Below are 25,400 nucleotides of genomic sequence, written 5' to 3' on the forward strand. Positions count from 1 at the left end.
CCGCCCCCATGACTGCGAAAGTCATTGCGAAGACGGTTGCGAAGGCGGATTCGGCGGCATGGCTGTCGGGCTTCATCCCCGACCTTCCAACCCCCTTCAACCACCGGGACGAGATCGACACCGAGGCGTTCGGCCGGCTGTGCGAGCGTCAGATCGCGGCCGGCGCTTCGGCGCTGGTGGTCGGCGAGACCGCGGGTGAAAGCTCGACGCTGGAGCCTGCAGAGCGCGCGCAGCTGGTTCACATCGCGGCCCGTGCCGCGCGCAAGCGGGTCCGCATCATCGCAGGCGCCGGATCGAACGCGACGGATCGTGCCGTCACGTTCACGCGCGCAGCGGAAGCGGCCGGCGCCGACGCCATCATGTCGGTCGTGCCCTATTACAACAAGCCGATGCCGCGGGGCATGGCGGCGCATTTCCGCGCCGTCGCCGCCGCCACGACACTGCCCGTGATCCTGCACGACATTCCCGCGCGGACCGTGAAAGGCCTCGCGGATGAGACGCTGGTTGAGCTCGCAGCATCGCCTCGTATCATCGGACTGCGAGATGGCAGCAGCGATGTCGCCCGCCTCAGGCGCCTGCGTCCACGCCTGCCGGCGACATTCCGGATGCTGACCGGCGACGACACCATGTCGCTCGCCTATATGGCCGCCGGCGGCGATGGCTGCATCTCGTCGGTCTCGAACGTCGCGCCCGATTTGTGCGTGGCGGTGGCCCGGCATCTGCGTGAGGGCCGGTTGTATCAGGCGCGCGAGCTGCATCAGCGGCTGGTGCCGCTCGCTACGCTGCTGGAGCGCGAGCATCCCGCCGCCCTGAAATTCGCACTGGCACTGTTGGGGTTCATGCAGCCCGCGACGCGGCTGCCGATCGTTCAGCTCAACGGACCGGCGAAGGCCGAGATCGCACAGGCGATGACCGAAATCGCCGACGAATATCTGGCCGTCGCGCACTGAGCGTGCCACCACGCAGGCCATCGCAACGCACAATGGAATCAGCCCACCGCGTCCGTGACACCGCGCCATATTGAGGTTCCGGAACGGCGCCCCATATCCACCGCAAGGGAGTGCTTGCCGTGCAGACCTTCAAGGCGGCTCTCGTTGTGGCGATCGCCGTGGTCGCTCTGGTTGTTTCCATTGGTCCCGGTACGGCCGCGGACAACAACCGTCTTGCCCTGACCATTTCAATCGACGGAGCGATCGGGCCGGCATCGGCCAGCTACGTCAAGGACGGCCTGGCGAAGGCGGCAGAGCGGCACGCCGAGATCGTCATTCTGCGCCTGAATACGCCGGGCGGTCTCAGCGCCAGCATGCGCGAGATCATCACCGACGTGCTGGCCTCGCCCGTTCCTGTCGTCGGCTATGTTGCGCCCTCCGGCGCCCATGCCGCGAGCGCCGGGACCTATATTCTCTATGCGACCCATCTCGCAGCCATGGCGCCCGGCACCAATATCGGCGCCGCGACGCCGGTGCAGATCGGCGGCCCGATGCCGGGTCTGCCGGGCAGCACCCCGGACAAGGACGGCAAGGACCAGAAGGACGGCGGCAACCCGTCCACGACCAAGGATACCATGACGGCGAAGGTGACGAACGATGCCGTTGCCTTCATCCGCAGCCTCGCCGAACTGCGCGGCCGCAATGCCGACTGGGCCGAGAAGGCGGTCCGCGATGCCGCCACCCTCTCCGCCAACGCCGCGCTGCAGGCCCATGTCATCGAGTTCACCGCGCATGATCCGGCCGACCTGCTCAGGCAGGTCGACGGCCGGACGGTGGAGCTTGCCGGCGGCAAGACACAACGGCTGGCGACGAAGGATGCCGTGATCGAAGCCATCGATCCCAACTGGATCTCGCGCGTGCTTGCTGTGATCACCGACCCCAACATCGCATTCGTTCTCCTGATGGTCGGCATCTACGGCCTGATCTTCGAATTCATGTCCCCCGGCGCCGTGGCGCCCGGAGTTGTCGGCACGATCTGCCTGCTCCTCGGGCTCTACGCGCTGAACATGCTGCCGATCAACTATGCCGGCTTCGCCTTGATGCTGGTCGGGATGGCGCTGCTCGCGATCGAAGCCTTCAACCCGACCGTCGTGATCGGCCTCGGAGGCATCGTCGCCTTTGTGCTGGGAGCCGCCATGCTGTTTCGGATCGAGGCGCCCGGATACCACCTGTCATGGCCGCTCATCGGCATCGTCGCGGCGATGTTCGCAGGCCTCATTCTCGTCGTGCTCGGGGCGCTGCGCCGCGCGCGCAACGGTCCGTTCCGGACAGGTGCGCAAGCCATGCGCGGGCTACCGGCCGAGGTGCTCGACTGGTCCGAGACATCAGGTCATGTCTTCACCAACGGCGAACGCTGGCAGGCGCGCGGCACTGAGGCGTTCAAGGCTGGAGAGACGGTCGAGGTGGCCAATATCGTCGATTTGACGCTGGTGGTGCGGCGTGCGCCGGCTTCCGCCGGCGAAGGAGGTACAGCATGATGCTTGATTATTTCACCTATGCGGCGGTCGTCCTGCTTGTCATCATCTTCCTGACCCAGGCCGTGCGCGTCCTGCGCGAATACGAGCGCGGCGTCATCTTCACGCTCGGCCGCTTCACCGGGGTGAAGGGCCCGGGGCTCATCATCCTGATTCCGGTGGTGCAGCAGATCGTGAAGGTCGACCTCAGGGTGATGGTGCAGGTGGTGCCGCCGCAGGACGTGATTTCCCGCGATAACGTCTCGGTCAAGGTCAACGCCGTGCTCTACTTCCGCATCGTCGATCCCGAGCGCGCCATCATCAAGGTCGGCGACTACATGGCTGCGACCAGCCAGCTTGCCCAGACCACGCTGCGCTCGGTGCTCGGCAAGCACGAGCTCGACGAGATGCTGGCGGAACGCGACAAGTTGAACGCCGATATCCAGGAGACCCTCGACAAGCAGACCGACGTCTGGGGCATCAAGGTCACCGCGGTCGAGATCAAGGATATCGATCTCAACGAAACCATGGTGCGGGCGATCGCCAAGCAGGCCGAGGCGGAACGGCTGCGGCGCGCCAAGGTGATCAATGCGATGGGCGAGCAGCAGGCTGCCGAGAAGCTGGTCGAGGCCGGCCGGATCCTCGCCCAGGAGCCGCAGGCGATGCAGCTCCGCTATTTCGCGGCGCTGCATGATATCGCCGGCGAACGCTCATCGACCGTGGTCTTCCCGCTCCCGATGAACCTGCTCGATTACCTGACGCCGCGAGGTGGAACGACGTAATCCGGTTTGCTAGTGCCCGTGATGCTTGGCCCGCCACGCCGGACCCGGGCCGCGCATGTAATGCGCCTCGGGCCGGTAGCCGCTGATCGGCTCCTCGCCGATCCAGGCGAGGAATTTCAGCATCCCTTCCGCGACGCGGCGCAGCAGGGCAGCGATGAATGAAGCTGCTCGCATCTCAGTAATCCCACTTCTCGCCGAGCACGACCGGCGCCCGGGGATATTTCTCGGCATCGCCGCCGAGCATGCCGATATGGAGATGGCTGCGCGCCCAGTCTTCATGGCCGCGATGCAGCAGCAGCTCGTTGCGCAGCCGATGGATCTTGGCGGCGGCGATGGCGCGGTGGATGGTTCTGAAAGCAAGGCCAATCCGCCGGATGGTCCGCCGCAGCGCCAAGGGCGCAGCACCGGCCGAACCATGCGGCCGGGCATCGTGGTAATGGAGCAAGGTCATGTCCCACCTTCCTGTTGGCGGCGCGCGAGCGCACCGCGTCAGGCCAAACATGCTGGGACGGCCGTAGGAATTCGAGAGGACCCGCCGCGGTGCGGCATAGGCGCCGTATAAAGGACCGGCCGCGCCGCCTGCTGTGACGGGGCGCCCCCGGACCGTCGGAACAGGACGGACCCGCGCGTGTTGACCAGCGCCCATTCGGTGCTAGCCTTTTTGATCACGAATTGCCGTCAAGCGGATCCGATAACCGCGTCGAGGGTGGAGGCCATGAACCTCGTATCGCCAACTGTCGCAACCGCCGGACCCGTCCCCTCCGATGGCGTCATCGCGGCAGGCGTCTACGTCGAGGGACGGCGCGTTGCCAATATCGCGATCGATGAAGCGGCGGACTGGCGCAACAAGCCGGATCACGTCGTGTGGATCGGCCTGCACGAACCCGATATGGCAATACTCAGTAGCTTGCAGCGGCAATTCCAGCTGCATGACCTCGCCATCGAAGATGCGGATCACGCGCATCAGCGGCCGAAGATCGAGCAATACGGCGATGCGCTGTTCATCGTGGCCCGCACCGCGCAGCTCGACGGCGAAAGCATCGCGTTCGGCGAGACGCATCTGTTCGTCGGCGAGGGATACATCGTCTCGGTCCGACACGGCGCCTCGACGTCCTACACGCCGGTCAGGGAGCGCTGCGAGAGTTGCCCGCGCGCGCTTGCCCGCGGCGAGGACTACATCCTCTATGCCATTCTCGATTTCATCGTCGACAACTACTCGCCGGTGCTCGAGACGATCCAGGACGAGGTCGAGGCGATGGAGGCGGAGGTGCTGGCGAGCGCAATGACGCGGGCGCAGATCGAGCGGCTCTATCTTCTGCGGCGGGACCTGCTCCGGCTGCGCAATGCGATCGGACCGTTGGTGGAGGTCTGCCGCAGGCTGGAGCGCGACGATCTGCCGATGGTGCGCGTCACGATGCGCCCGCTGTTCCGCGACGTCACGGACCATGTCCGCACGATCCAGGAACGGATCGACTCGCTGCGCGAGGTGCTTGCCTTTGCATTTGAAGCAAGCCTGCTTGTCGGTCAGGCGCAGGAAACGGCGATCTCCAAGAAGCTCGCCTCATGGCTTGCGATCGTTGCGGTGCCGACCGCCGTCGCCGGCATCTACGGTATGAATTTCAAGTACATACCGGAGCTGCAATGGGAGTACAGCTATTTCGTCGTGATGGGCCTGATGCTGGTCGTATGCGGCGGGCTGTTCTGGCGATTCCGGCGTTCCGGCTGGCTGTAGGCGGCGATCCGAACATCGAGCCAGTCTGGTCTGGGCAAAGCACAGCGGCGCAGCGCGACCATGTGCAAATCACCAACAATTTGGACAATTTTTCCCTCGAACGACGCCGCCCGAAGCCGGTTTACCGTCGGCGGCAAGACCGGTAACGTCGCCTCCCAATGCGACGTGGAGAGTGCCCATGCGGCCCAAGGATCAGATCAACTGGATGCTGACGGATGCGATCGAGGCGCTCGCCCGCGCCGAGCGGTTGCACCAGAGCTTCCTCAATTTGCACCCGCGCGGGGAGGGCAGCGAGCCGAGCTGGGAACCGCCGATGGACGTGATCGAGACCGAGGAGGAAATCCTGATCCTGGTCGCGCTGCCGGGGGTCGATCCCGACGAGGTCGAGGCCGCGCTCGACGGCGGCACGCTGGTGATCTCCGGCCGCCGCATCCTGCCCGCTGAACTCCGCAACGCCCGCATCCTGCGCCTCGAGCTGCCGCAGGGCCGCTTCGAGCGCCGCATCACGCTGCCGACCGGCCGCTACACCATCAGCCGCTTTGCCGCGCATGGCTGCGTCGGCCTGCGGCTCGGAAAATCGAGCTGAGGGATTTCGACATGGCTGCAACAGACGTTTCAAATCCGGCGAGCTCGGCGCCGATCCCGAGCGACGCAACGATCATCGTCCCGGTGCGCAACACCGTGCTGTTTCCGGACGTCATCATTCCGATCACGATCGCGCGCGCAACCTCGATTGCCGCCGCCCAGCAGGCGGTGCGCGAGCAGCGGCCGATCGGCATCCTGCTGCAGCGTGATCCCGAGGCCAACGATCCCGGCCCCGACGGGCTGTACCGGGTCGGCACCGTCGCCAACATCGTGCGCTACATCACCGGCGCCGACGACAGCCACCATCTGGTCTGCCAGGGCGTGCAGCGCATGCGCGTGCTCGACTATCTGCCCGGCACGCCGTTCCTGGCGGCGCGCGTGCTGCAGATCCCCGAGCCGACCACGACCTCGCCCGAGATCGAGGCGCGCTTCCTCAATCTGCAGCGCCAGGCGCTGGAGGCCGCGCAATTGCTGCCGCAGACGCCGCCCGAATTGATCGCCGCGTTGCAGGGCACGACGTCGCCGGCGACGCTCGCCGATCTTGCGACCTCCTACATGGACATCAAGCCCGCGGAGAAGCAGGACATTCTCGAGACCGTCGACCTCGTGGCGCGGATGGACAAGGTCTCGCGGCATCTCGCCGAGCGTATCGAGGTGCTCAGGCTGAGCCAGGAGATCGGGCAGAAGACCAAGGCCGTATTCGACGAGCGACAGCGCGAAGCGATCCTGCGCGAGCAGATGGCGACCATCCAGCGCCAGCTCGGCGAAGGCGACGGCAAGGCGGCCGAGGTTGTCGAGCTGACCAAGGCGATTGCAGAAGCCAAGATGCCGCCGGAGGCCGAGAGCCAGGCGCAGAAGGAATTGCGCCGCTACGAGCGGATGCCGGAGGCGGCGGCCGAGTCCGGCATGGTGCGCAGCTATCTCGACTGGCTGATCGACCTGCCCTGGAGCCTTCCGGAGGAGAAGCCGATCGACATCGCCGAGGCGCGCAAGATCCTCGACCAGGACCATTATGGGCTGGAGAAGATCAAGAGCCGCATCATCGAGTATCTCGCGGTGCGCAAGCTCGCGCCCGGCGGCAAGGCGCCGATCCTCTGCTTCCTGGGGCCGCCCGGCGTCGGCAAGACCTCGCTCGGGCAATCGATCGCACGCGCGATGTCGCGGCCGTTCGTTCGTGTCAGCCTTGGCGGCGTGCATGACGAGGCCGAGATCCGCGGCCATCGCCGCACCTATATCGGCGCGCTGCCCGGCAACATCATCCAGGCCATCAAGAAGGCCGGCGCGCGCAATTGCGTGATGATGCTGGACGAGATCGACAAGATGGGCCGCGGCATCCAGGGCGATCCGTCGGCCGCGATGCTCGAAGTGCTCGACCCCGAGCAGAACGGCACCTTCCGCGACAATTACCTCGGCGTGCCGTTCGACCTCTCGCGCGTCGTCTTCATCGCCACCGCCAACATGCTCGACGGCGTTCCGGGACCGCTGCTCGACCGCATGGAGCTGATCAGCCTCCCCGGCTACACCGAGGACGAAAAGCTCGAGATCGCCAAGCGCTATCTGGTGCGCCGCCAGCTCGAGGCCAACGGGATCAAGGCCGACCAGGTCGAGATCGATCCGGACGCGCTGCGGCTGATCATCAAGAGCTACACCCGCGAGGCCGGCGTCCGCAATCTGGAGCGCGAGATCGGCAAGGTGCTGCGCAACGTCGCGGTGCAGATCGCCGAAGGCAGCACCAGCCACGTCACGATCGCACCGAAAGACATCGTCTCGCTGCTCGGCCAGCCCAGGTTCGAGAACGAGATCGCGATGCGCACCAGCATCCCCGGCGTTGCCACCGGGCTTGCCTGGACGCCGGTCGGCGGCGATATCCTGTTCATCGAGGCCTCGCGCACCCCGGGCCGCGGCGCACTGATGATCACCGGACAGCTCGGCGACGTGATGCGCGAGAGCGTGCAGGCCGCACTGACGCTGGTGAAGAGCCGCGCCTCCCAGCTCGGCATCGACCCCGCCGTGTTCGAGAAGAGCGACATCCACGTCCACGTTCCCGCCGGCGCGACGCCAAAGGACGGCCCGAGCGCAGGTGTTGCGATGTTCACCGCCCTCACCTCGCTGCTGACCGATCGCACCGTGCGCAGCGACACCGCGATGACCGGCGAGATCTCGCTGCGCGGCCTCGTGCTACCGGTCGGCGGCATCAAGGAGAAGGTGGTCGCCGCCGCGGCCGCGGGCCTGACGCGGGTGATGCTGCCGGCGCGCAACAAGCGCGACTACGACGACATCCCCGCCGGCGCCCGCGCCAAGCTCGAGTTCATCTGGCTCGAACGTGTCGACGAGGCAATTGCGGCCGCGCTGGAGCCCGCCAAGGCGACACCCGCCGCGGCGGAGTGATTGCGTCTCAATAGAAAAAGGGGCGTGCAGCGACCGCTGTCACGCCCCTTTGCTCCGTGCAAGATGGGCTGACACAGCCCAACCACGTCATTGCGAGCGCAGCGAAGCAATCCATTTCGCCGCATGCGCGGAGCAATGGATTGCTTCGTCGCTATCGCTCCTCGCAATGACGGGTTACGTACATATGCGGGCTCAGGTCTTGGCCATGCAGTCCGAGATATAGAACCAGCGGTCGTCGCCGGTCAGTCCCTTCTGCTTCACCTCTTTGCGGCAAGCCTTGAGCTTGGGCTTGTTGGCGCGCCACTGCTCCTTCATCGCCTTTAGCTTCTCCATCGTCAGCTTGATCTTCGACGGCTTGGCCGTGGTGGTGGTGGCGGCCGGTGCCGGCGCGGTCGGCGCCGCGGTCTGGGCTGACGCGGCATGCAGTCCCAGGGCGAGCAGCGCGGCGGCAAGGCAAATCCGGGTGCGAAACATTGAAACCCCCCAATCCGATTTCTGTTCAAGGAATAGAGCGAATGCCGCGGGCGCCGGGAATCGGCGGCCCGCGGCGATGATGGTCGCGATCAGAGGATTTTGACCGCGCTGAGCAGCGTCATGTAGATGCCCCAGGCCAGCGGAACGCCGACGAACAGCCAGAACAGCGCCGCCCTGCCGTCCAGACCGCCCTTGCCGATGCCGAACGATCCGGTCGCGCCGTTGCCGCCGGTCGCCGTCGCCGCCTGCAGCTTCGCCACCTCGGCGTCGCTCATGTGCCATTTCGGATCGACCGGCTTGATCAGATAGTTGCAGATGAAGCCGGCGATCAGCATGCCGCACAGGATGTACATCGTGGTGTTGTAGAGCTGGTCGCGCGGCACGCCGGCGGCGAGCTGGAATTCGCGAAGGTAGTTCACCACGACGGGACCGATGATGCCGGCGGTCGACCACGCCGTCAGCAGACGGCCATGGATCGCGCCGACGAACTGGGTGCCGAACATGTCGGCCAGATAGGCCGGCACGGTGGCGAAGCCGCCGCCATACATCGACAGGATGATGCCAAGGCCGAGCACGAACAACAGCTTCGAGCCCATCGCGGCGAAGGTCGGCGCCAGCGCGTAGAGCACGATGCCGAGCACGAAGAACGTGTAATAGGTGTTCTTGCGGCCGATCTTGTCCGACAGCGAGGCCCAGAAGAAACGGCCGCCGATGTTGAACAGCGACAACAGGCCGGCAAAGCCGGCGGCGATCGCCGCGATCTGCGCCTTCTGCGATGCGTCGAGCGCATTGAATCCGACACTGGGCAGCCCGATCAGCTTGCCGGCAAAGATCTCCTGCAGCATCGGCGAGGCCATGCCGATCACGCCGATGCCCGCCGACACGTTCAAGCACAGCACCCCCCAGATCAGCCAGAATTGCGGCGTCTTGTGCGCGTTGTCGAGGTGAACGTTCTTGGTCGAGATCATCGCGTTGGATTTGGCCGGCGGCGTCCAGCCGTCCGGCTGCCAGCCGGACGGCGGCAGGCGATAGCGGAACGCACCGATCATCATGAACACGAAATAGATCGCGCCCATGGTGAGGAAGGTCTCCCAGGCGCCGACCGAGGTCGGGGTCTTGAAGTAGTTCATCAGCTTGTCGGCGAGCGGCGCGCCGATCATCGCACCGCCGCCAAAACCCATGATCGCCATGCCGGTCGCCATGCCGCGGCGATCCGGGAACCATTTCACCAGCGTCGACACCGGCGAGATGTAGCCAAGGCCGAGGCCGACGCCGCCGATCACGCCGGAGCCGAGCCACATCAGCCACAGCTGATGGGTGATGATGCCGATCGCGCCGAGCACGAGGCCGCCGCACCAGCACAGCGCGGCGACGAAGCCGGCCTTGCGCGGCCCGACCTTCTCGAGCCAGCCGCCCCACACCGCAGCCGAGACGCCGAGCACGACGAAGAACAACGTGTACATCCACCCCAAGCTCGCGACCTTCCAGTCGCAAGTCGTCGTGAACAATTCCTGCACCAGCGAGATATCGGGGCACGCCTTCGGCGCGGTCAGCCCGATCGCGCGCGACAGCGGCAGCCAGAACACCGAGAAGCCATAGGCCATGCCGATGCACAGATGGATGCACAGTGCCGCCGGCGGCACCAGCCACCGGTTGAAGCCGGCGGTCGCGATCGTGTGTTCCTTGTCGAGGAAACCTGCGCCTGCCGCGGATACGCGCGCGGCGCTGCTCACTGTGGTCATTGACTCCTCCCCTCCAGCGGCCGTTGTCGGGCGCGTCTGCGTCTTCGATCCCGTCTCAGCCCGGTCTCAGCCCTTTGCGGCCACCGTCAGGCGGCTGCTCCGCACATTTCCTCGATGCGCCGGGACCAACCACGCGCATTTCGCAAATGCTAACCCCCAATACGACCGGATATGCCCAGCCGTGCCGTCCCTGATCTGGACGCAGGCCGGCCGTCGTCCGCCGATGTGCCCCGATCCGGGCACAGCTCAATCTCCGCAATCCAGCGGAGATTATCAATTCGCGCAGAATGGAAAATAGGTGTCGATTGGCAAAAGGTAGATATCAAGCCGGATCTAGCGCGTACGCGGCGCTGCACCATTTGAATTATCTATCGATCCATTGGCCTTCTCGATCAGGAAAACGATCCGGGCGTCGCTTCGTTCGGTGATCTCGACCCTGTCGCCGGTCTCCTGGATGAGCGCCGGGATATCGATCACCGAAAGCGGATCGGTGCAGTGCACTTCGAGGAAATCTCCCGCCGTCACGCTCTTCAGGGCCTTGCGCGTCTTCAGCGCGGGCAGCGGGCATTTCAGGCCGGTGAGATCGAGCTTTATCGTGGTCATGGTTCGACCATGGCGAAGCCGTCATACATCGTCAACGGCGGCACCTTCTCACCCTGTCAGCTTTCAGCCGCGGCCGAAGCGAGCACATCGTCGACCGGAATAGCGGAGCGCAGCATCAATTCGGCGACGTCCTCGATGTCGTCGAGATGCGCGACCGGCAGCCTGGTTTCGACCGCAACGTCGCTGGCGATCCCGACCACGCGCGGGTCGTCGGGGAATAGCAGCGGCTTGCCGTTGGCGGCGCGATACACCTCGATCTTGTTGACCGGCTCACGCTTGAAGCCCTCGACCACGACCAGATCGACCTGCGCCATCTTGGCGAGCAGTTCCGGCAGCCGCGGCTCGCTGGCGCCGCGCAGCTCGTGCATCAGCGCCCAGCGCCGCGTCGAGGACACCAGCACCTCGGTCGCGCCCGCCTGCCGGTGCACCCAGGAGTCCTTGCCGGGAATGTCGACATCGAATTCGTGATGGGCGTGCTTGATCACGGAGACGCGCAAGGCCCGGCCCAGCAGATAGGGGATCACCCGCGACAGCAGCGTGGTCTTGCCGGCTCCGCTCCAGCCCGCGAGGCCTATCACTTTCATACGCAATCTCCGCAGACATATAACGTCCAGTGCTGCTTATATCAGCCTTGGCGCAATGTCATGCCAGCCCCGCCGGCGGATGGCGATCGATCAGGCCCCCAAGGGGATCGCCTTCGGAAACCCCTGGAGCAGCTGCGCCCACGGCGGCGCGAGCGCGACCGGGCGGCCCCATAAGGGCAATATTAACGGCATTTGCCGTACCAGTTCTCCCGATCAATGGGAGGCCTGTCCAGTGCCCAATCGTGATGGTGTTCGAGACGCCATAAGCCTGAAGAACAGGGTTCTGGTCACGGCGATCTTTCTGGCATCCGGCGCGGCATCCTTGATCCTCCAGGTCCTCTGGTTCAAGCAACTGCAATTCGTGCTGGGAAGCGCGACCGTCTCCGTCAGCGTAACGGTGGCGAGCTTCTTCTTCGGTCTCTCCCTGGGCAGCGCTTTCGGGGGCCGGATCGCCGACACCGTCAGCCGCCCCCTGAAAATCTACGGCTTTCTCGAACTCGCGCTCGCGGTCGTTTCCCTGGCGGTGACCGCGTTCCTGTCGCACTGGTCGACATGGGTGGGCTGGCTGTCGCCCATGCTGGACCTGGAGTCCCCATTCCGGTTGCCGCTCATGGTCGCGCTGTCGCTCGCCATCCTGTCGCTGCCGACGATGCTGATGGGCGCGACCCTGCCCTTCCTCGTGAAGTTCCTGACCCGCACGCAAACCGACCTCGCCAATCGCATCGGCCTGCTCTATGGGTTCAACACCCTGGGCGCCGCGATCGGCACCCTGGCTGTCGGCTTTGTCCTGATGGGCCTCTGGGGGATCACCGGATCGAGCCTGGTCGCAGCAGGCCTGTATGTCTGCGTCGGCGGCTTCGCCCTGCTCGTTGCGCGCGGCGCAAGCCCGCTGTCGCCGGTCACGGCGGAAGCGCCGGCGCAAACCGCCGGGCCGGGGCATCGCGGCACGTCTATCCTCATCGCGATCTTCGCGTGCTCCGGCTTCGTCTCCATCGCTTATGAAGTCGTCTGGTTCCGCTTCCTGACCAATGTCAGCACCTCAAGCGTTTACGCCTTCTCCGGCATGCTCGGTGTTTACCTGCTGGGCCTGGTGATCGGCGCCCTGATCTGCGCGAGGCTGCTCGCACCCCGCAAGGATCAACTGCTGCGATACTTCGCCGTCACACAGCTGCTCATCGCGGTTGCGGCCACGCTGACCGTTGGGATACTCGGCAAGGCGCGCACCGTGGAAGCCGTGCTGTCTCCCATCGTATCGGGCCTGGTTCCAGTTCCGGCGCAGGAGCTCTTGGGAGGTGATGTTTCATTCTTCCTGATCTGTGCCGTCGCCCTATTGCTGCCGACCACGCTGATCGGCGTCAGCTTTCCGCTGGCCAGCGAACTGACGGTGATGCAGATGAGCGCGCTGGGCCGTCGAATCGGCACGCTCTACGCCTTGAACACGATCGGCGGCGTGGTGGGCTCCCTGGCGGCAGGGTTTCTTCTGATCCCCTATCTGGGGAGCCAGGGGGCGCTCACCGCCCTGATTGTTCTGAATGTCCTGCTCTTTGTCGCGACGACCGTATCGCAATCGGATCTTCTGAAAGAAAGCAGCCTGTGGCGGCAAGGGGCAGTCGCCGCAAGCATCATCGCCGTAGCGCTCCTCCTCTTCACCCCGCACTATCTTGAACGGGTCCTGACCTCGATCGAAGGCGGCAATGTCCTCGAGCTGCGCGAAACCAAACAAGCAACATTTGCGGTGGTCGAGTATCGCGAGAAGGCGGCGGGCACCTATCAGCAATTGGTGGTGAATTCGAAGAGCTATGCCAACAACCGTCCCGAGGGCCGACGCTACATGGCCGCGATGGGGCACTATCCCATTCTGCTGCACCCGGGCCCGGTTGAAACGGCGGTCGTGATCTGCATCGGGACCGGCACCACCGTGGGTGCGGTCAGCACCCATCAGGAGTTACAATCCATCGATGCGGTCGATCTGGCCTCGACGGTTTTCGAGTTTGCGCCCCGCTTCGTGCCGATCAACAAGCAGTTCTATCAAAACCCCAAGGTCCATCAGATCGTCGCGGACGGACGCCATTTCCTGCTGGGGACAAGCGAGACATTCGACGTCATCACCCTCGAGCCCCCGCCGCCCCATGACGCCGGCGTCATCAACCTCTATACAGAGGAATTCTATGCGCTCGCAAAGCAGAAGATGCGCCCCGGCGGCGTTCTCGCGCAATGGGTGCCGCTGGATTTCAACCGCGGCATTCTTCCGAAGATGATCCTCAAGGCGATGATGGGCCAGTTCAAGCACGTCTCCCTGTGGTTGCCGTCCAGAATGGAAGGCGTGGCCATCGCCTCCGATGAACCGCTGAAAATCGATCCTCGCGTGCTCGCCACGCGCATGTCCAAACCGGGGGTGGCTGAAGACCTGACAGCAAACGGGCTGCGCTCGCCCGAGGATTTCCTGGCGACATTCATCGCCGCTGATGAAAAGCTCGTGGCCTTTGTCAGGGATGTGCCGAGTCTCACGGATGATCGGCCGCGTCTCGAATATTACAACTGGTATCCGCTGAGTTCGGTCAGCGTGGACGAACTGAAGCGCCTCCGCGAGCCCGTGGAGACTTATCTTGCCGACAAATCCATCGACGAGGCCCGTCTCGACACCGCGCGTACAGTGGCCAATGCGATTCTGGATGAGCACCAAGCCACGGCCGAGGGCGACAAGTCCGCCGCCCGTGCCGCGCTTCGCCTGGCCGTCAAACTGGATCCGGATAATTCCTATGTCGGCTTCCTGGACCGCAAGCTGCGCGAGTGATCGGGCAACCTCCTGGAGGACCGCCTTCGGAAACTCCTGGAGCAGCTGCGCCCACAGCAGCGCGAACGCGATCAGGCCACAGTCGCGATATCCCCGAACCAGTTCACGGGCCGCCGCCCGGGGCTCACCCCGCGTGGGCTCGTTATCCTGCAGGATCAGTCGGTCCGTTGACCGACAGGTCGCCCGGGCTTGGCAAGCCTTACCGGTCGGCTCTCTCTCGGGGGCTGGCCACGCACCCGGAACCGCTTTCGCGGGCGCTGCGTCTCGACCGACAGCACCTCTTCCAACGTCGTGTTCCTAAAGCGAAGCCTTCTTAACATCGCACCGCTCCCTGAGCGGGTGGGAGCCCCATTGGTAGCTCAGTTACCGACGCCTTCGACAGGGCTCATGTCGGTGACGGAAGATAACCAACGACCGCACGCTTTGCTCCAAAAGAACCATTGCACCTTCGTCTCACATCAGGCGCCATCCGACTATCCAGCGGATATACCTCGAAGTTTCCAATGCACGGGGCGACCGGAACACGATAATGTGCAGCGCCGGAGCACCAGCCATGCCTCGCTCGCCTTCGATCGTGCCGCACCAAATCGACCACGACACCTATCTGGTGCTGAACGATTTTGGCCGGCTTGGCCGCGCCTGGTGCGAAACCGATGAAGAAGGGAGCGACCGGAAAACGCTGATCCGCCGCTTGCTGGATGACCATTACAGCCATCCGGTCCGCATCGTGGCCTTCAATACCAGCGAAGGATGGTCGCGCGACGTCACGACCGATATTGCCGACGAGCTGCGGCGCCGCTTCGTCGAATACGATGAGGTCCCGCGCTCCGTGCTGGAGTTCGTCGAGACGGCCATGCGGCACTGAGCCGGATCCGGTCGCACCGAGACCTGCGGCAAAACAACCCGACGGGCAACTCAGCAAAAACCTGTCAATCCGCGCGCGCAAAAATATTTCGCTTTATCAGAAAACAAACTCAGTGTATGAATTGCCCGTCTCACCCGATCGAGGGGCGCTGCGCATCGTCACGGGTGTTGCGGTGAGATGCGGTGGACGCCGATCATGCCGGAGACGAAAGCATGTGACGCGGACGGCGAAGTCGTGTGGTCCTGACGCCCTAGCGGCAGGTGTCCTCTCGCAAGATGCGCAAGCGTTTTGCGAAGGCGGTGACAAGCAAGCCCAGTCTCGCCGGGGAGAGCACGAAGTAAGCCGTAACCCATCGCGCAGGGAAAGCCGGATTGCTCCGGTTACACCTGTGGTCCTACCCCCGTGCTTTCTACCTTTTGCACGGGGCCCATGGGTGCGATCGGCACCCGGCTTTCCCTGCGCCCTCTTCAAGAGAGGGCGGAAACGAAGAGCAAAGCTCGGGCAGATCATGTCGCGAGAATGCGAATGTTTGACTCACAGGCCGTGCAACAAATTCAGTGTCGTCCCGGGCTTGACCCGGGACCCATAACCACAAATGGAAGTTGGTGCACGCGCTGGGGCCACAGCTCTCTTCAACAACACGACCCTGTGGTTATGGGTCTCTGCTTTCGCAGGGACGACGATTGAGATGGGCAATGCCACACATTCTCTGTCGTCCTGGCGAAAGCCAGGACCCATAACCACGAATGCTGCTTGTTGCGCGACGTTGTAACAACGAGTCTCGTTCACTACACCGGCCGCGGCGTATGGGTCCCGGCCTTCGCCGGGACGACAGCGGTGATTTCTGCGGCGTTCTTGAATCTACCATGCAGACGCCAACAATCGCCGCTACGCCGGCCTGAACCCCGCCGCCGTCAACGCGGCGCGGCCCTGGTCCGATGCCAGCGCGTCGAGAAAGGCCTGCACCGCGGGCCGCTGCTTGCGCGCCGTCACCAGCGCGAAGTCGTAGTGCTCTTCGGCAAGCGGAATGAAACCGAGCCCGGACGCACGGGCGACCGGCGCGATGGTCATGCCCCAGTCGGCGCGATGCTGCGCCACCGCGGCCGCAACCGCATTGTGCGAGCGCGGCTGATTCCAGTAGCCGTCGGGCCGGTGGCCGCCCAGCAAGCGGTCGATCAGGATACGCGTGCCGGCGCCCTGGTTGCGGTTGACCATGATGCAGGCGGGATCGGCGAGCGCGGCGCGCACCGCCTCTTCTGCGCTCAGGCCGGCAAAGCGCGTGTCGTCCTTGCGGAACACGATGCCCTGCATGCGCCGCCAGCCCGGCACGAGCTCGAGGCCGGCGGCCAGATACGGCGTGTTGTACGTCTCGGTCTTGTCGTCGAACAGATGGATCGGGGCGAGATCACATTCGCCGCGCCTTGCGGCGGCGAGTCCGCCGAGACTGCCCACTGCGATCGAACGCACCACAAGGCCGGCATGCGCCAGCGGCGCGCTGACGAGATCGAGCCCGGTGCAATGGCTGCCGACGATCACGAGATCAGGCACCCGCACGTGCGGCGTGAACAGCGTCACCTCGGCGTCGCTGCCGGCCGGCAACTGGTCGGCCAGCGCCTCGATCTTCAGGAAGCCGTCGGCCTGCGCGAACGACGTGATCGCGCCCGAGCCCTTGCCGCCGGGATAGGCGATCAGGCCGTCGGCGCCTTCGACCAGCGACACCATCACGAACTCGGTACGCCCGAGCTCGGAGGCGATCCGCACCGGCACCTTCGCCGCCACCCTGGCATCGGAGCGCGGCGGCAGGCCGGCCATCCGCCGCAGCACCGGCACGATCATGTCATGGAAGGTGAACATCGCCGAGGTCGGAAAGCCCGGCAGGATGACCACCGGCTTGCCGTCGCAGACCGCAAGGCACAGCGGCTTGCCCGGCTTCAGCGCCACGCCATGCGCGATGATGCCGGGCTTGCCGAGCCTTGTGATGATCCGGTGCGAGACGTCGCCCGCACCCTTGGAGGTGCCGCCCGACAGCACCAGCATGTCGCTCTCCGCCAGCGCCTCGCGCATCGCGGCCTCGAGCATCGCCTCGTTGTCCGCGATCGCGCCAAGGAACGCCGCGTCGCCGCCGTTCTCCGCAATTGCCGCGGTGACGATCGCACCATTGGTGTCGTAGATCGCGGCCGGCCGCAGCGTCTCACCCGGCTGCACCAGTTCGTCGCCGGTCGAGAGAATCGCAACGCGCGGACGGCGCACCACCTGAACGTCGGCAATGCCGCAGGCCGCGAGCATGCCGATCTCGCGCGAGCCGATCATCGTTCCCGCGCGCAACAGCGCCTCGCCGCGCGCGATGTCGGAGCCGGCATAGGACACGAACTGCCCGGGCGACGCCGCGCGCCGGACCTCGATCGCATCATGGCCGGCGGGCTGGGTGTGCTCGACCATCACGATCGCATCCGCGCCGCGCGGCACCGGACCGCCGGTCGCAATCGCGGTCGCGGTGCCCGGCAGCACCGGCCGGGTCGGCGCGGTGCCGCACGAAATGATCTCGTCGTTCAGCGCGAGTTGCACCGGCGTGGCTTCGCTGGCGGACGCAAGATCGGCGGAGCGCACCGCAAAGCCGTCGACATTGGAGCGATCGAACGGTGGCACGTCGATCGGCGCCACCACGTCCTCCGCCAGCGCACGCCCGAGCGCATCAGCGAGCAGCCGCGTCTCGGACGGCAATTGGCGCGGGAACAGCGCCGCCTCGAAGCGCGCGATCGCCTCCTCGCGCGACAGTACGGTCAGGAACTGGTCCTGCTCGACGGATGGGTTGGGTTTCGGCGTGAAGATATTGGTCATCTCGGGAACTCACTCCCGCAACATATAGGCATCGACGACGGTGCCCGCAGCGAAGCCCTCCGCGGCGCCGGGCACAATCAGCAGGCCTTCGGCGCGCGCGATGGCATCGAGCGACAGGTCCCCGATCGCGAGCGCCGCCCAAAAACCCTGTTGAGAGCCATGCTGAGAACCCTGCCGACGCGTCAGCAGCACGACCTCGGCAATGCCGACGCCGGAGGCGATCTTGCGTTCCAGCGGCAGGGCGAGCGATTTGCGCGGGCGCCGGCCCGACAAGCGATCGAGCAGTGGAAGCGCAATCGTCCACCAGACCGCGAAAGCCTGATCCGGCGCGCCCGGCAAGGCGACGACCGGCGTCGCACCGATCCGGCCGACCGCCGTGGTGCGCCCGGGCTGCAGGGCAATGCCGTGCGCGACCAACGCTCCACGTGCCGCCAGCGCATTCACCGCCGCATCGGTGTGACCAACGCCGGTGCCGCCGATCGTGATGATGAGATCGCAACCATCTGCCTCGAGCGCGTTTGCAATCGCCCCCACATCGGGCGCCGCCTCGGCATAATCGATCTCAACGCCCGCGAGGCGCGCGGTGTCGGCGACCAGTTGCGCGGTCAGCTGACCGTTGCAGATGTTGACGATGCGAAGCCGAGGCCGCCGTACGCGCAACAGCTCCAGTCCGGCGGCGCGCGCGAGCAGCAGACCGCGCGACAGCAGCGGCTCGCCGGCCGCGATCACGGCGCGCCCGGCGGCAATGTCGCTGCCGGCACGCCGGACGCCCTGCCCCGGGATGGCTTCGGCGAGCACCTGCGGAAGCGGACCGGAGGTGTCGACGGCATCGGCATCGACCACGCAGTCGGTGCCGTCGGGCATCGCTGCGCCGGCCGCGACCCAGACCGGCGGTCCAGCCAGCGGCAGCGGCGCATAGGACGACGCGCCAACCAGATCATTGGCGCGCATCGCCCAGCCGTCGCTGACGGCGACATCGTGCAACGGGTATGCGCGCAGGGCCGGCATCTCGGCCGCAATGCAGCGCAGTGCATCGGCCGGCGGCAGCTCGATCGGCTGGACCGGCGCGAGGTCGCGCAGCACGGCGGCCAGCGCCGCATCGAGCGGGGTGAGCGAAGCCGGAAGGCGCTGGGCGGTGATCATGGCCCGCTATGGACTGAATCGGCCCCGAATGAAACCAGCTTGCGCCGTGCCGGGGCACCGCCATTAGACCGATGGCGCGTTGACGCGGACCCCAAAGTAGTTGCAAAAGAAACCAATATGACCGGGTCCCGGAGGCCCGGCACAACCATAATGGCCAATGCGCCAGTTCAGGAGGGAAACAGAATGATCGCCACCAGAGCGTTTTCGAGCGAAGTGGTTACCGGTTCGCGTGAAGAAAACGCGTCAAAACAAAAATCTGGAGCGCCGTTCCGATTCAATCGGAACGGCATTGGCTCCAGACTAGCCATGTTCGGGACGCTCGCAGCCGCGCTGCTGGCCTCCTCGGCCGTATCGGCGCAGGTATCCGACGACATCGTCAAGATCGGCGTGCTGACCGACATGAACGGCCCGGCCTCGACGCCGACCGGACAGGGCTCGGTCACCGCCGCGCAGATGGCGGTCGACGATTTCGGCGGCAAGGTGCTCGGCAAGCCGATCTCGGTGATCGTCGGCGATCACCAGCTCAAGCCGGACATCGGCGCGACCATCGCGCGGCGCTGGTATGACGTCGATCAGGTCGATCTGATCGTCGACGTGCCGGTGTCGGCGGTCGGGCTCGCGGTGCAGAACATCGCCAACGAGAAGAAGAAGCTGTTCATCACGCATTCGACCGGCGCGACCGACTTCCATGGCAAGTTCTGCTCGCCCTATGCGATGCAGTGGGTGTTCGACACCCGCGCGCTCGCGGTCGGCACCGCCCAGGAGGTGGTGAAGCGCGGCGGCGACAGCTGGTTCTTCATCACCGACGACTATGCGTTCGGCCATTCGCTGGAGAAGGACGCCTCCGCGATCGTGACCAAGAACGGCGGCAAGGTGCTCGGCGCGGTGCGGCCGCCGTTTGCGACGCCCGATCTGTCGTCCTTCATCCTGCAGGCGCAGGCCTCGAAGGCCAAGATCATCGGCATTGCCGGCGGACCGCCCAACAACACCAACGAGATCAAGACCGCGGCCGAGTTCGGTGTCTTCGCCGGCGGGCAGCAGATGGCGGCGCTGCTGGCGCTGATCACCGACATCCACTCGATCGGCCTGTCGGCCGCGCAGGGCCTGTTGCTGACCACCTCGTTCTACTGGGACATGGACGACAAGACCCGGGAATGGTCGAAGCGCTATTTCGCCAAGATGAACCGGATGCCGACGATGTGGCAGGCCGGCGTCTATTCCTCGGTGACCGCCTATCTGAACGCGATCAAGGAAAGCGGCACCGACGATCCGCTCAAGGTTGCGGCCAAGATGCGCGAGAAGCCGGTCGAGGATTTCTTCGCCCGCAACGGCAGACTGCGCGAGGACAATCTGATGGTGCACGATCTCTGGCTGGTGCAGGTCAAGACCCCGGCCGAGTCAAAGTATCCGTGGGACTACTACAAGATCCTGGCCAAGATCTCGGGCGAGGACGCGTTCGGCCCGCCGGACCCGGCGTGTTCGTTGGTGAAGAAATGAGATAGGCAATTGGCGAATAGGGAGTAGCGAATAGATGCGGTCATTCGCTATTCGCCACTCACCATTCGCCGCGCTATCTCGCCACCCCGATCTCCCTGAAATACTTCAGCACGCCGGGGTGGATCAGATTGATATCGGGCGCGGCAGCGACGGTGTTCGCTGCCGTGGTCTCGCAAGCCTGCGCGAGCTTCTTGCAGAAATCAGCCTCGACGCCGTGCAGCGTCTTCGCCAGCCGGTAGGCGACATCCTCGGGCAACGTCTCGCGCACCAGGATGTAGCTCCAGGAGCCGACCGAGGAAATCGCCGCGGTCTGCTTCGGGTAGCTGCCGGCCGGAATCGTCAGCGGCTTCAGGAAGGTGTGCTTGGCACGGATGCGGGCAATCTCGTCCGCGGTGGGCGCGATGAAGCGCGCACCGCTTGCGCTCTCGGCCATCTTGCTGAAACCGGGCCAGCCGATGCCGGCGCCCCACAGCGCCGCAGCACGGCCGTCCTCGACCATCGCAGGGCCATCGCCGGCGCGATCGAGATAGATCGACTTGAAGTCCTCGTCCTGCCTCAGCCCGATGCCGTCGAGGATGTAGCGCGACAGGATCGGCAGGCCCGAGCCCTTGGCGCCGAACGCGACGGGCTGACCGACCAGGTCCTGGATCGTCTTGTAGGGACTGTCGGCACGCACCACGAACATGCCCGGGCTCGAATACATCGCGGTGAGGATTTTCAGCTTGGTGGCCTTCGGCCGGCCGATGCCCATGAAGGCCTCGTAGGACGGCTCGCCGGCAACGGTTGCGATATCGACGCTGCCCGCCTCGAGCAGCGGGATGTTCTCGTTGGAGCCCTTGGTGTTGCGCGGCTCGATCGACAGCGTCGTATCGGCCGCGTTCATCGCCTCGGCGAAGGCATTGCCATAGAGCGGAAAGCCGCCACCCGGCGTCGCCGTGGCGAAACTGATCGTGGTTTTGGAAATGGTCTTGCTCCCCTCTTGCGCCGTCGCGTCGCCCGCGAGCAGCAGCGCGCCGGCGCAAATCATGACAGCGAATTTCATCCCGAGCCTCAGGCATTGCGCATAAGCGCGACTATCGTCGCACGGGCGGGGTCGTAGGCAAAGCCAGCGTTTTGTGAAACCATGAGGGCAACAGTCACAAGAAAATGACGGGAGAGACGATGTTCCGGTTCGCACGTGCCGCGTTGCTTGGTTTGATCTGTTACCTTGCCTCCGCTAGCCCCTCCTCCGCATCCGACTATCCGAACCGTCCGGTGCGCTGGCTGATCGGCTTCGCCGCCGGCGGCCCGGTCGACATCGTGGCGCGCATCATGAGCCAGTGGCTGTCGGATCATCTCGGCCAGCAATTCGTGGTCGAGAACCGCGCTGGCTCCGGCGGCAACATCGCAGCCGCCGCTGCGATCAACTCACCGGCGGACGGCTATACGTTGCTGTTCGTCGCACCCAACAACGCGATCTCGACCTCGCTCTACAAGAAGCTGCCCTACGATTTCCTGCGCGACACCACCCCGGTCGCCAGCATCATGCAGCTCACCAACATGCTGGTGGTCTCGAACGCGATGCCGGTGAAGACGGTTCAGGAGTTCATCGACTACTGCAAGGCCAACCCGGGCAAGGTCGCCTACGCCTCGTCCGGCAACGGCACCTCGGTGCACATGTCGGCCGAGCTGTTCAAGGCGATGACCAAATGCGACATGCAGCACGTGCCGTATCGGGGATCCGCGATCGCCTTCCCCGACATCATCTCCAACAAGGTGCAGCTGATCTTCGACAACCTGCCGTCGGCGCTGGAGCAATCGCGCGGCGGCAGCGTGCGCGCGCTCGGCGTGACCTCGCCGCAGCGCTGGCCGGGCGTGCCCGACGTGCCGGCGATCGCCGAGACCGTGCCGGGCTTCGAGGCGGTCGGCTTCTACGGCATATCGGCGCCGAAGGGCACGCCGCCGGAAGTCGTCGAGACCCTCAACAAGGCGGTCGGCGAGGCCCTGAAGGACCCCAAGCTGGTGGCGCGGCTCGCCGAGGTCGGTGGCATCCCGAAGCCGATGACCCCGGCCGAATTCGGCAAACTGGTGGCAGACGAGACCGAGAAATGGCGCAAGGTGGTGGAGTTCGCCGGCGTCTCGGTGGATTGAGCGGCCGATGGTGCGGCGGCGCTGGGGCCTCGCGGCGGCATTGCCGAAACCCCACGCACCCTGTAAACGGAGCCCGCACCGTTGCCGGCCGCACCCCGCGGCCCGCAAGGCGGCGGGGCCTGTAGCTCAATGGTTAGAGCCGGCCGCTCATAACGGTCTGGTTGCAGGTTCGAGTCCTGCCGGGCCCACCAATGAGTTCAGAGGGTGTACGGCCTACGAAAGAGTGACTCGATCGCCGTTTAAGAGTGACTCGATCCGCACCTTTAAGAATGACTCGATTTGGTATCTTGTTGAAATCTCGCTGTAATTTCTTGTAGTTTTGGTTTTGCCGCGTTGTAAGCTCGGAAAAATTCGAGCCGGTTTTTTTGGCGTACTTTGAAAAAAATCGAGGCAAAATGACTTTCATCTTCGACACCGCGCTGTTCACCGCATTGATGGAAGGTAGGTTGAAGCCGTTGAGTGGCCTGCGCGGACACCTTATGGCGACGGACAATCAATTGAGGGCGATGCGCTCCGCAGCGAGGGACGATCTCTGCTCAAGATTCCTTCTGGGCCGTTCGGCGTTCATCACCGAGGGCGTGGCTGGAGGCGACGGCCGAGATGTTGAGTGGGAGCAGAACGGCCCAGACTTCGATGAACTTGCTGCGCATCTCGGCAGCGAACGCCATCCTGAATGGAAGGCTGATGTAGAGGTCCTGGAAGTTGCCCTGAATGAAAAGGCCGTGCTGGTAAGCGACCGACGGACCCTCCGGGATTTAATGGAGCACTTCGAGGGGCAGTCCGTTTCCAGTCTTGAAGTCCTTCAACATTGATCCAAAAGGTGGGCAGATTTTCCGCTCCGGCCCTGTTACCACTAGGCACCGCTTTACGATGGCAATCGTGACTTTTACACGTTTATGATGCAGAAAATGATCTCATTGACCACCGCGCGGAGCGGAATGCGTCTTGAGGGGGGAAGACGTAAATGGCAGCAACGCCCGAGAGTCGCTGGATCAAGTTTCTGCGGAATTACGGTCCTATTCCAACCAACGATAACATGTACGATGAGACCATCCAGCGATCGCTGAGGCGCCTTAAAATCGAACCGTTGGTGTTGCCCGCTCAGTTCTTGGACGTCCTTGTTGCGAATTTCCAATCCGCGAGCCCGCTGACGGAAATCCTCACGGGCACGGCCGGCGATGGCAAGACCTACCACTGCCGCGAAGTCTGGATGGCCTTGGGCGGCTCAGCGACCGACTGGAATCGTGGCGACAAGATTCAGACGTTGAACGTGAACTCCCGTGAGATCGTTATTGTTAAAGATCTCAGCGAGCTAATGGCGGAAGATAGCGCAGAACTTCTCAACCGGATGGCCGCGGATGTCGCGGAAACAAATCCATCGAGAGTATATCTGATCGCGGCGAACCACGGACAGCTACTGGAAAAGCTCAAGGCTGCGCCGCAGACCGACGCCATGAAGTCGATGACAAAGGTCGTGGAGAGCCTGCTGGTCACTGGCATAAATCCAGATCCTACAATCAGGCTAAACCTTAGAGACCTGAGCCAAGCTCCCGCCTCTGAGATGATCGGCCTAATCATCGGCAAGATGATGTCTCATTCGGGTTGGGGTGAGTGCGCCACCTGTCCCCTTCATGATGGCAATAACGCCTGCCCCATCCTGGAGAATCGCCGGAGGCTGCAAGACACTTCCGACGGGGCGGTCTTCCAAAAGCGGTTAACAGCACTGGTTGAGTTGAGTGAACAAAATGGCGTTCACTTTCCAGTCCGTCAGTTACTCGCGCTCGTCACGAACATCCTGTTGGGCCACCCCAAAGCGAGGGATGGCTTAATGTCATGCGGCGAGGTCTCCGAAATCGCTGCTCAGCAGAGCCTACATCTTGCAAGCATCTACCGTAACGTGTTCGGCGAGAACCTTTCGTCCCGTCGAGCCGAGAAGACCGATCTGTTCCGGAAGCTCAATTCTTTCGGGATCGGATCGGAAACGAGTAACAGGGTCGACGACCTGCTTGTGTACGGTGCAGATGATCCTGATCTCCATGAAACCTATCAGAATCTGGTTTTGACGGATCCCATTTACGGCGGCACTCCGGCGTATACAGGAGCCCAGCGCGCTTACCTTGAAGCAGCGGACGCCGGCGCACGAGACGAGTTCCTTCCAATGCTACGGTCCCAGCGTCAGCGCCTTTTCTTCACCCTGCCCGAGAACCACGAAGGTCATTTCGAGCTTTGGGACCTGACCGTCTTTCGCTACGGCGGCACCTATCTTGACATGACCAAAAAGCTGAAAGCCAAGGAAGCTGCTCCGCGAGGGGTCATGCCCCTGATCATGCGAGGGCTCAATCGGGTCTTCACCGGAATGCTGGTCCAGAACCAGGATGAACTGGTGCTCGCCACTTCGGGCAGTCATTCCCAATCGAAGACTAGCCCGCTGCTCGACGAGATGGTGTCGGTACCCCGCTCACAGGGGGAGGAAGTCTCGCTGATCCCGGCGGCGAAGGATGGGGTGTCTCTTCGGGTGCGCGTATCGCGCGGCGACGATCCCGGCGCCGTCATTCTTCCGTTGACGCCGACGCGCTTCGAGTTCCTGGGACGAGTAGCCGAGGGGGCGCTGCCCAGTAGCTTCTCGCTCGAGTGCCATGAGGACCTTCTCGCATTCAAGGCAAAGCTCCTAAGTGCGACCGAGCGCCGGCGGGAGATCGACGAGGATGATGCTCCCACAGACGGCGAGTTGATGCTTCGCTTCATCGAACTCGGAAGCGACGGTAGAGCCGGTCAGCGCCGCGTCGTGGTGAGGATCTGA

The 25,400-nt window shown here is 64.3% G+C and carries 21 protein-coding genes and 1 tRNA gene; 13 read left to right on the top strand and 9 right to left on the bottom strand.

Annotated features, from left to right (window positions below):
- The first annotated feature begins 8 nt into the window (after positions 1-8).
- From dapA to AAFG13_RS15555, 3 genes are all read left to right on the top strand, one after another.
- A complete protein-coding gene (gene dapA / locus AAFG13_RS15545) occupies positions 9-950 on the top strand; it encodes a 4-hydroxy-tetrahydrodipicolinate synthase (RefSeq protein ID WP_342712538.1) in 942 nt (313 codons plus the stop codon).
- 119 nt (positions 951-1,069) lie between these two features.
- A complete protein-coding gene (locus AAFG13_RS15550; protein WP_342712539.1) occupies positions 1,070-2,467 on the top strand; it encodes a nodulation protein NfeD in 1,398 nt (465 codons plus the stop codon).
- The gene (locus tag AAFG13_RS15555) at positions 2,464-3,225 is read left to right on the top strand and encodes a slipin family protein (protein WP_092116211.1); all 762 of its coding nucleotides are present in this window, start codon (positions 2,464-2,466) and stop codon (positions 3,223-3,225) included. Before AAFG13_RS15550 ends, AAFG13_RS15555 begins: the two co-directional genes overlap by 4 nt.
- Before the next feature lie 9 nt (positions 3,226-3,234).
- Here AAFG13_RS15555 and AAFG13_RS15560 read toward each other — a convergent pair whose 3' ends face one another.
- Together AAFG13_RS15560 and AAFG13_RS15565 are read right to left on the bottom strand one after the other, a co-directional pair.
- Positions 3,235-3,399: a hypothetical protein gene (locus tag AAFG13_RS15560; protein ID WP_212310707.1), complete on the bottom strand. Its 165-nt coding sequence runs from the start codon at positions 3,397-3,399 to the stop codon at positions 3,235-3,237.
- 1 nt (position 3,400) lies between these two features.
- On the bottom strand, positions 3,401-3,676 hold the full coding sequence (locus AAFG13_RS15565; protein WP_212310708.1) for a hypothetical protein: 276 nt from the start codon (positions 3,674-3,676) through the stop codon (positions 3,401-3,403).
- A 264-nt stretch (positions 3,677-3,940) separates the two neighbouring features.
- Between AAFG13_RS15565 and corA the strand changes: the two genes are divergently transcribed.
- The 3 genes from corA to lon all read left to right on the top strand — a co-directional run bounded on the left by corA (position 3,941) and on the right by lon (position 7,930).
- Complete coding sequence (gene corA, locus AAFG13_RS15570; RefSeq protein WP_212310709.1) at positions 3,941-4,957, top strand: magnesium/cobalt transporter CorA; 1,017 nt, start codon at positions 3,941-3,943, stop codon at positions 4,955-4,957.
- Positions 4,958-5,135: 178 nt separating this feature from the next.
- Complete coding sequence (locus AAFG13_RS15575) at positions 5,136-5,543, top strand: Hsp20/alpha crystallin family protein (protein WP_342712540.1); 408 nt, start codon at positions 5,136-5,138, stop codon at positions 5,541-5,543.
- Positions 5,544-5,554: 11 nt separating this feature from the next.
- Positions 5,555-7,930, top strand: coding sequence for an endopeptidase La (gene lon, locus AAFG13_RS15580; protein WP_342712541.1), 2,376 nt, complete (start codon positions 5,555-5,557; stop codon positions 7,928-7,930).
- 192 nt (positions 7,931-8,122) lie between these two features.
- On the opposite strand, the gene AAFG13_RS15585 is transcribed toward lon, so the two are convergent.
- The 4 genes from AAFG13_RS15585 to mobB form a co-directional block, all read right to left on the bottom strand.
- A complete protein-coding gene (locus tag AAFG13_RS15585) occupies positions 8,123-8,404 on the bottom strand; it encodes a hypothetical protein (protein WP_342712542.1) in 282 nt (93 codons plus the stop codon).
- An 89-nt stretch (positions 8,405-8,493) separates the two neighbouring features.
- Positions 8,494-10,146 (bottom strand): OFA family MFS transporter, encoded by a 1,653-nt coding sequence (locus AAFG13_RS15590; protein ID WP_212310713.1) that lies wholly within the window; start codon positions 10,144-10,146, stop codon positions 8,494-8,496.
- A gap of 333 nt (positions 10,147-10,479) precedes the next feature.
- Positions 10,480-10,749, bottom strand: coding sequence for a sulfurtransferase TusA family protein (locus AAFG13_RS15595; RefSeq protein ID WP_212310714.1), 270 nt, complete (start codon positions 10,747-10,749; stop codon positions 10,480-10,482).
- A 56-nt stretch (positions 10,750-10,805) separates the two neighbouring features.
- Positions 10,806-11,333, bottom strand: a complete 528-nt coding sequence (mobB, locus tag AAFG13_RS15600) for a molybdopterin-guanine dinucleotide biosynthesis protein B (protein WP_092116225.1) — start codon at positions 11,331-11,333, stop codon at positions 10,806-10,808.
- Between the two features lie 232 nt (positions 11,334-11,565).
- On the opposite strand from mobB, the gene AAFG13_RS15605 reads away from it, so the two are divergent.
- Positions 11,566-14,127: a fused MFS/spermidine synthase gene (locus tag AAFG13_RS15605; protein ID WP_342712543.1), complete on the top strand. Its 2,562-nt coding sequence runs from the start codon at positions 11,566-11,568 to the stop codon at positions 14,125-14,127.
- Positions 14,128-14,656: 529 nt separating this feature from the next.
- Complete coding sequence (locus tag AAFG13_RS15610; protein WP_342712544.1) at positions 14,657-14,992, top strand: hypothetical protein; 336 nt, start codon at positions 14,657-14,659, stop codon at positions 14,990-14,992.
- A gap of 888 nt (positions 14,993-15,880) precedes the next feature.
- Here AAFG13_RS15610 and AAFG13_RS15615 read toward each other — a convergent pair.
- Positions 15,881-17,830 carry a molybdopterin biosynthesis protein gene (locus AAFG13_RS15615; RefSeq protein WP_342712545.1) on the bottom strand — a complete coding sequence of 650 codons (1,950 nt, stop codon included), beginning with the start codon at positions 17,828-17,830 and terminating at the stop codon, positions 15,881-15,883.
- Positions 17,831-17,839: 9 nt separating this feature from the next.
- On the bottom strand, positions 17,840-18,973 hold the full coding sequence (locus AAFG13_RS15620; protein ID WP_342712546.1) for a molybdopterin-binding protein: 1,134 nt from the start codon (positions 18,971-18,973) through the stop codon (positions 17,840-17,842).
- A gap of 306 nt (positions 18,974-19,279) precedes the next feature.
- On the opposite strand from AAFG13_RS15620, the gene AAFG13_RS15625 reads away from it, so the two are divergent.
- Entirely contained in the window at positions 19,280-20,470 is a 1,191-nt protein-coding gene (locus tag AAFG13_RS15625) for an ABC transporter substrate-binding protein (protein ID WP_342712547.1), read from the top strand.
- A gap of 73 nt (positions 20,471-20,543) precedes the next feature.
- Here the strand turns inward: AAFG13_RS15625 and AAFG13_RS15630 are convergent, their stop codons facing one another.
- The gene (locus tag AAFG13_RS15630; protein WP_342712548.1) at positions 20,544-21,512 is read right to left on the bottom strand and encodes a TAXI family TRAP transporter solute-binding subunit; all 969 of its coding nucleotides are present in this window, start codon (positions 21,510-21,512) and stop codon (positions 20,544-20,546) included.
- Positions 21,513-21,631: 119 nt separating this feature from the next.
- Between AAFG13_RS15630 and AAFG13_RS15635 the strand changes: the two genes are divergently transcribed.
- The 4 genes from AAFG13_RS15635 to AAFG13_RS15650 all read left to right on the top strand — a co-directional run bounded on the left by AAFG13_RS15635 (position 21,632) and on the right by AAFG13_RS15650 (position 25,400).
- Positions 21,632-22,600, top strand: coding sequence for a tripartite tricarboxylate transporter substrate binding protein (locus tag AAFG13_RS15635; RefSeq protein ID WP_342712549.1), 969 nt, complete (start codon positions 21,632-21,634; stop codon positions 22,598-22,600).
- Positions 22,601-22,715: 115 nt separating this feature from the next.
- Positions 22,716-22,791: transfer RNA gene (locus AAFG13_RS15640), tRNA-Ile, on the top strand.
- Between the two features lie 204 nt (positions 22,792-22,995).
- On the top strand, positions 22,996-23,412 hold the full coding sequence (locus AAFG13_RS15645) for a hypothetical protein (protein WP_342712550.1): 417 nt from the start codon (positions 22,996-22,998) through the stop codon (positions 23,410-23,412).
- Between the two features lie 152 nt (positions 23,413-23,564).
- Entirely contained in the window at positions 23,565-25,400 is a 1,836-nt protein-coding gene (locus tag AAFG13_RS15650; RefSeq protein WP_342712551.1) for a hypothetical protein, read from the top strand.

It is taken from the genome of Bradyrhizobium sp. B124, from assembly GCF_038967635.1.
Taxonomy (GTDB): domain Bacteria; phylum Pseudomonadota; class Alphaproteobacteria; order Rhizobiales; family Xanthobacteraceae; genus Bradyrhizobium.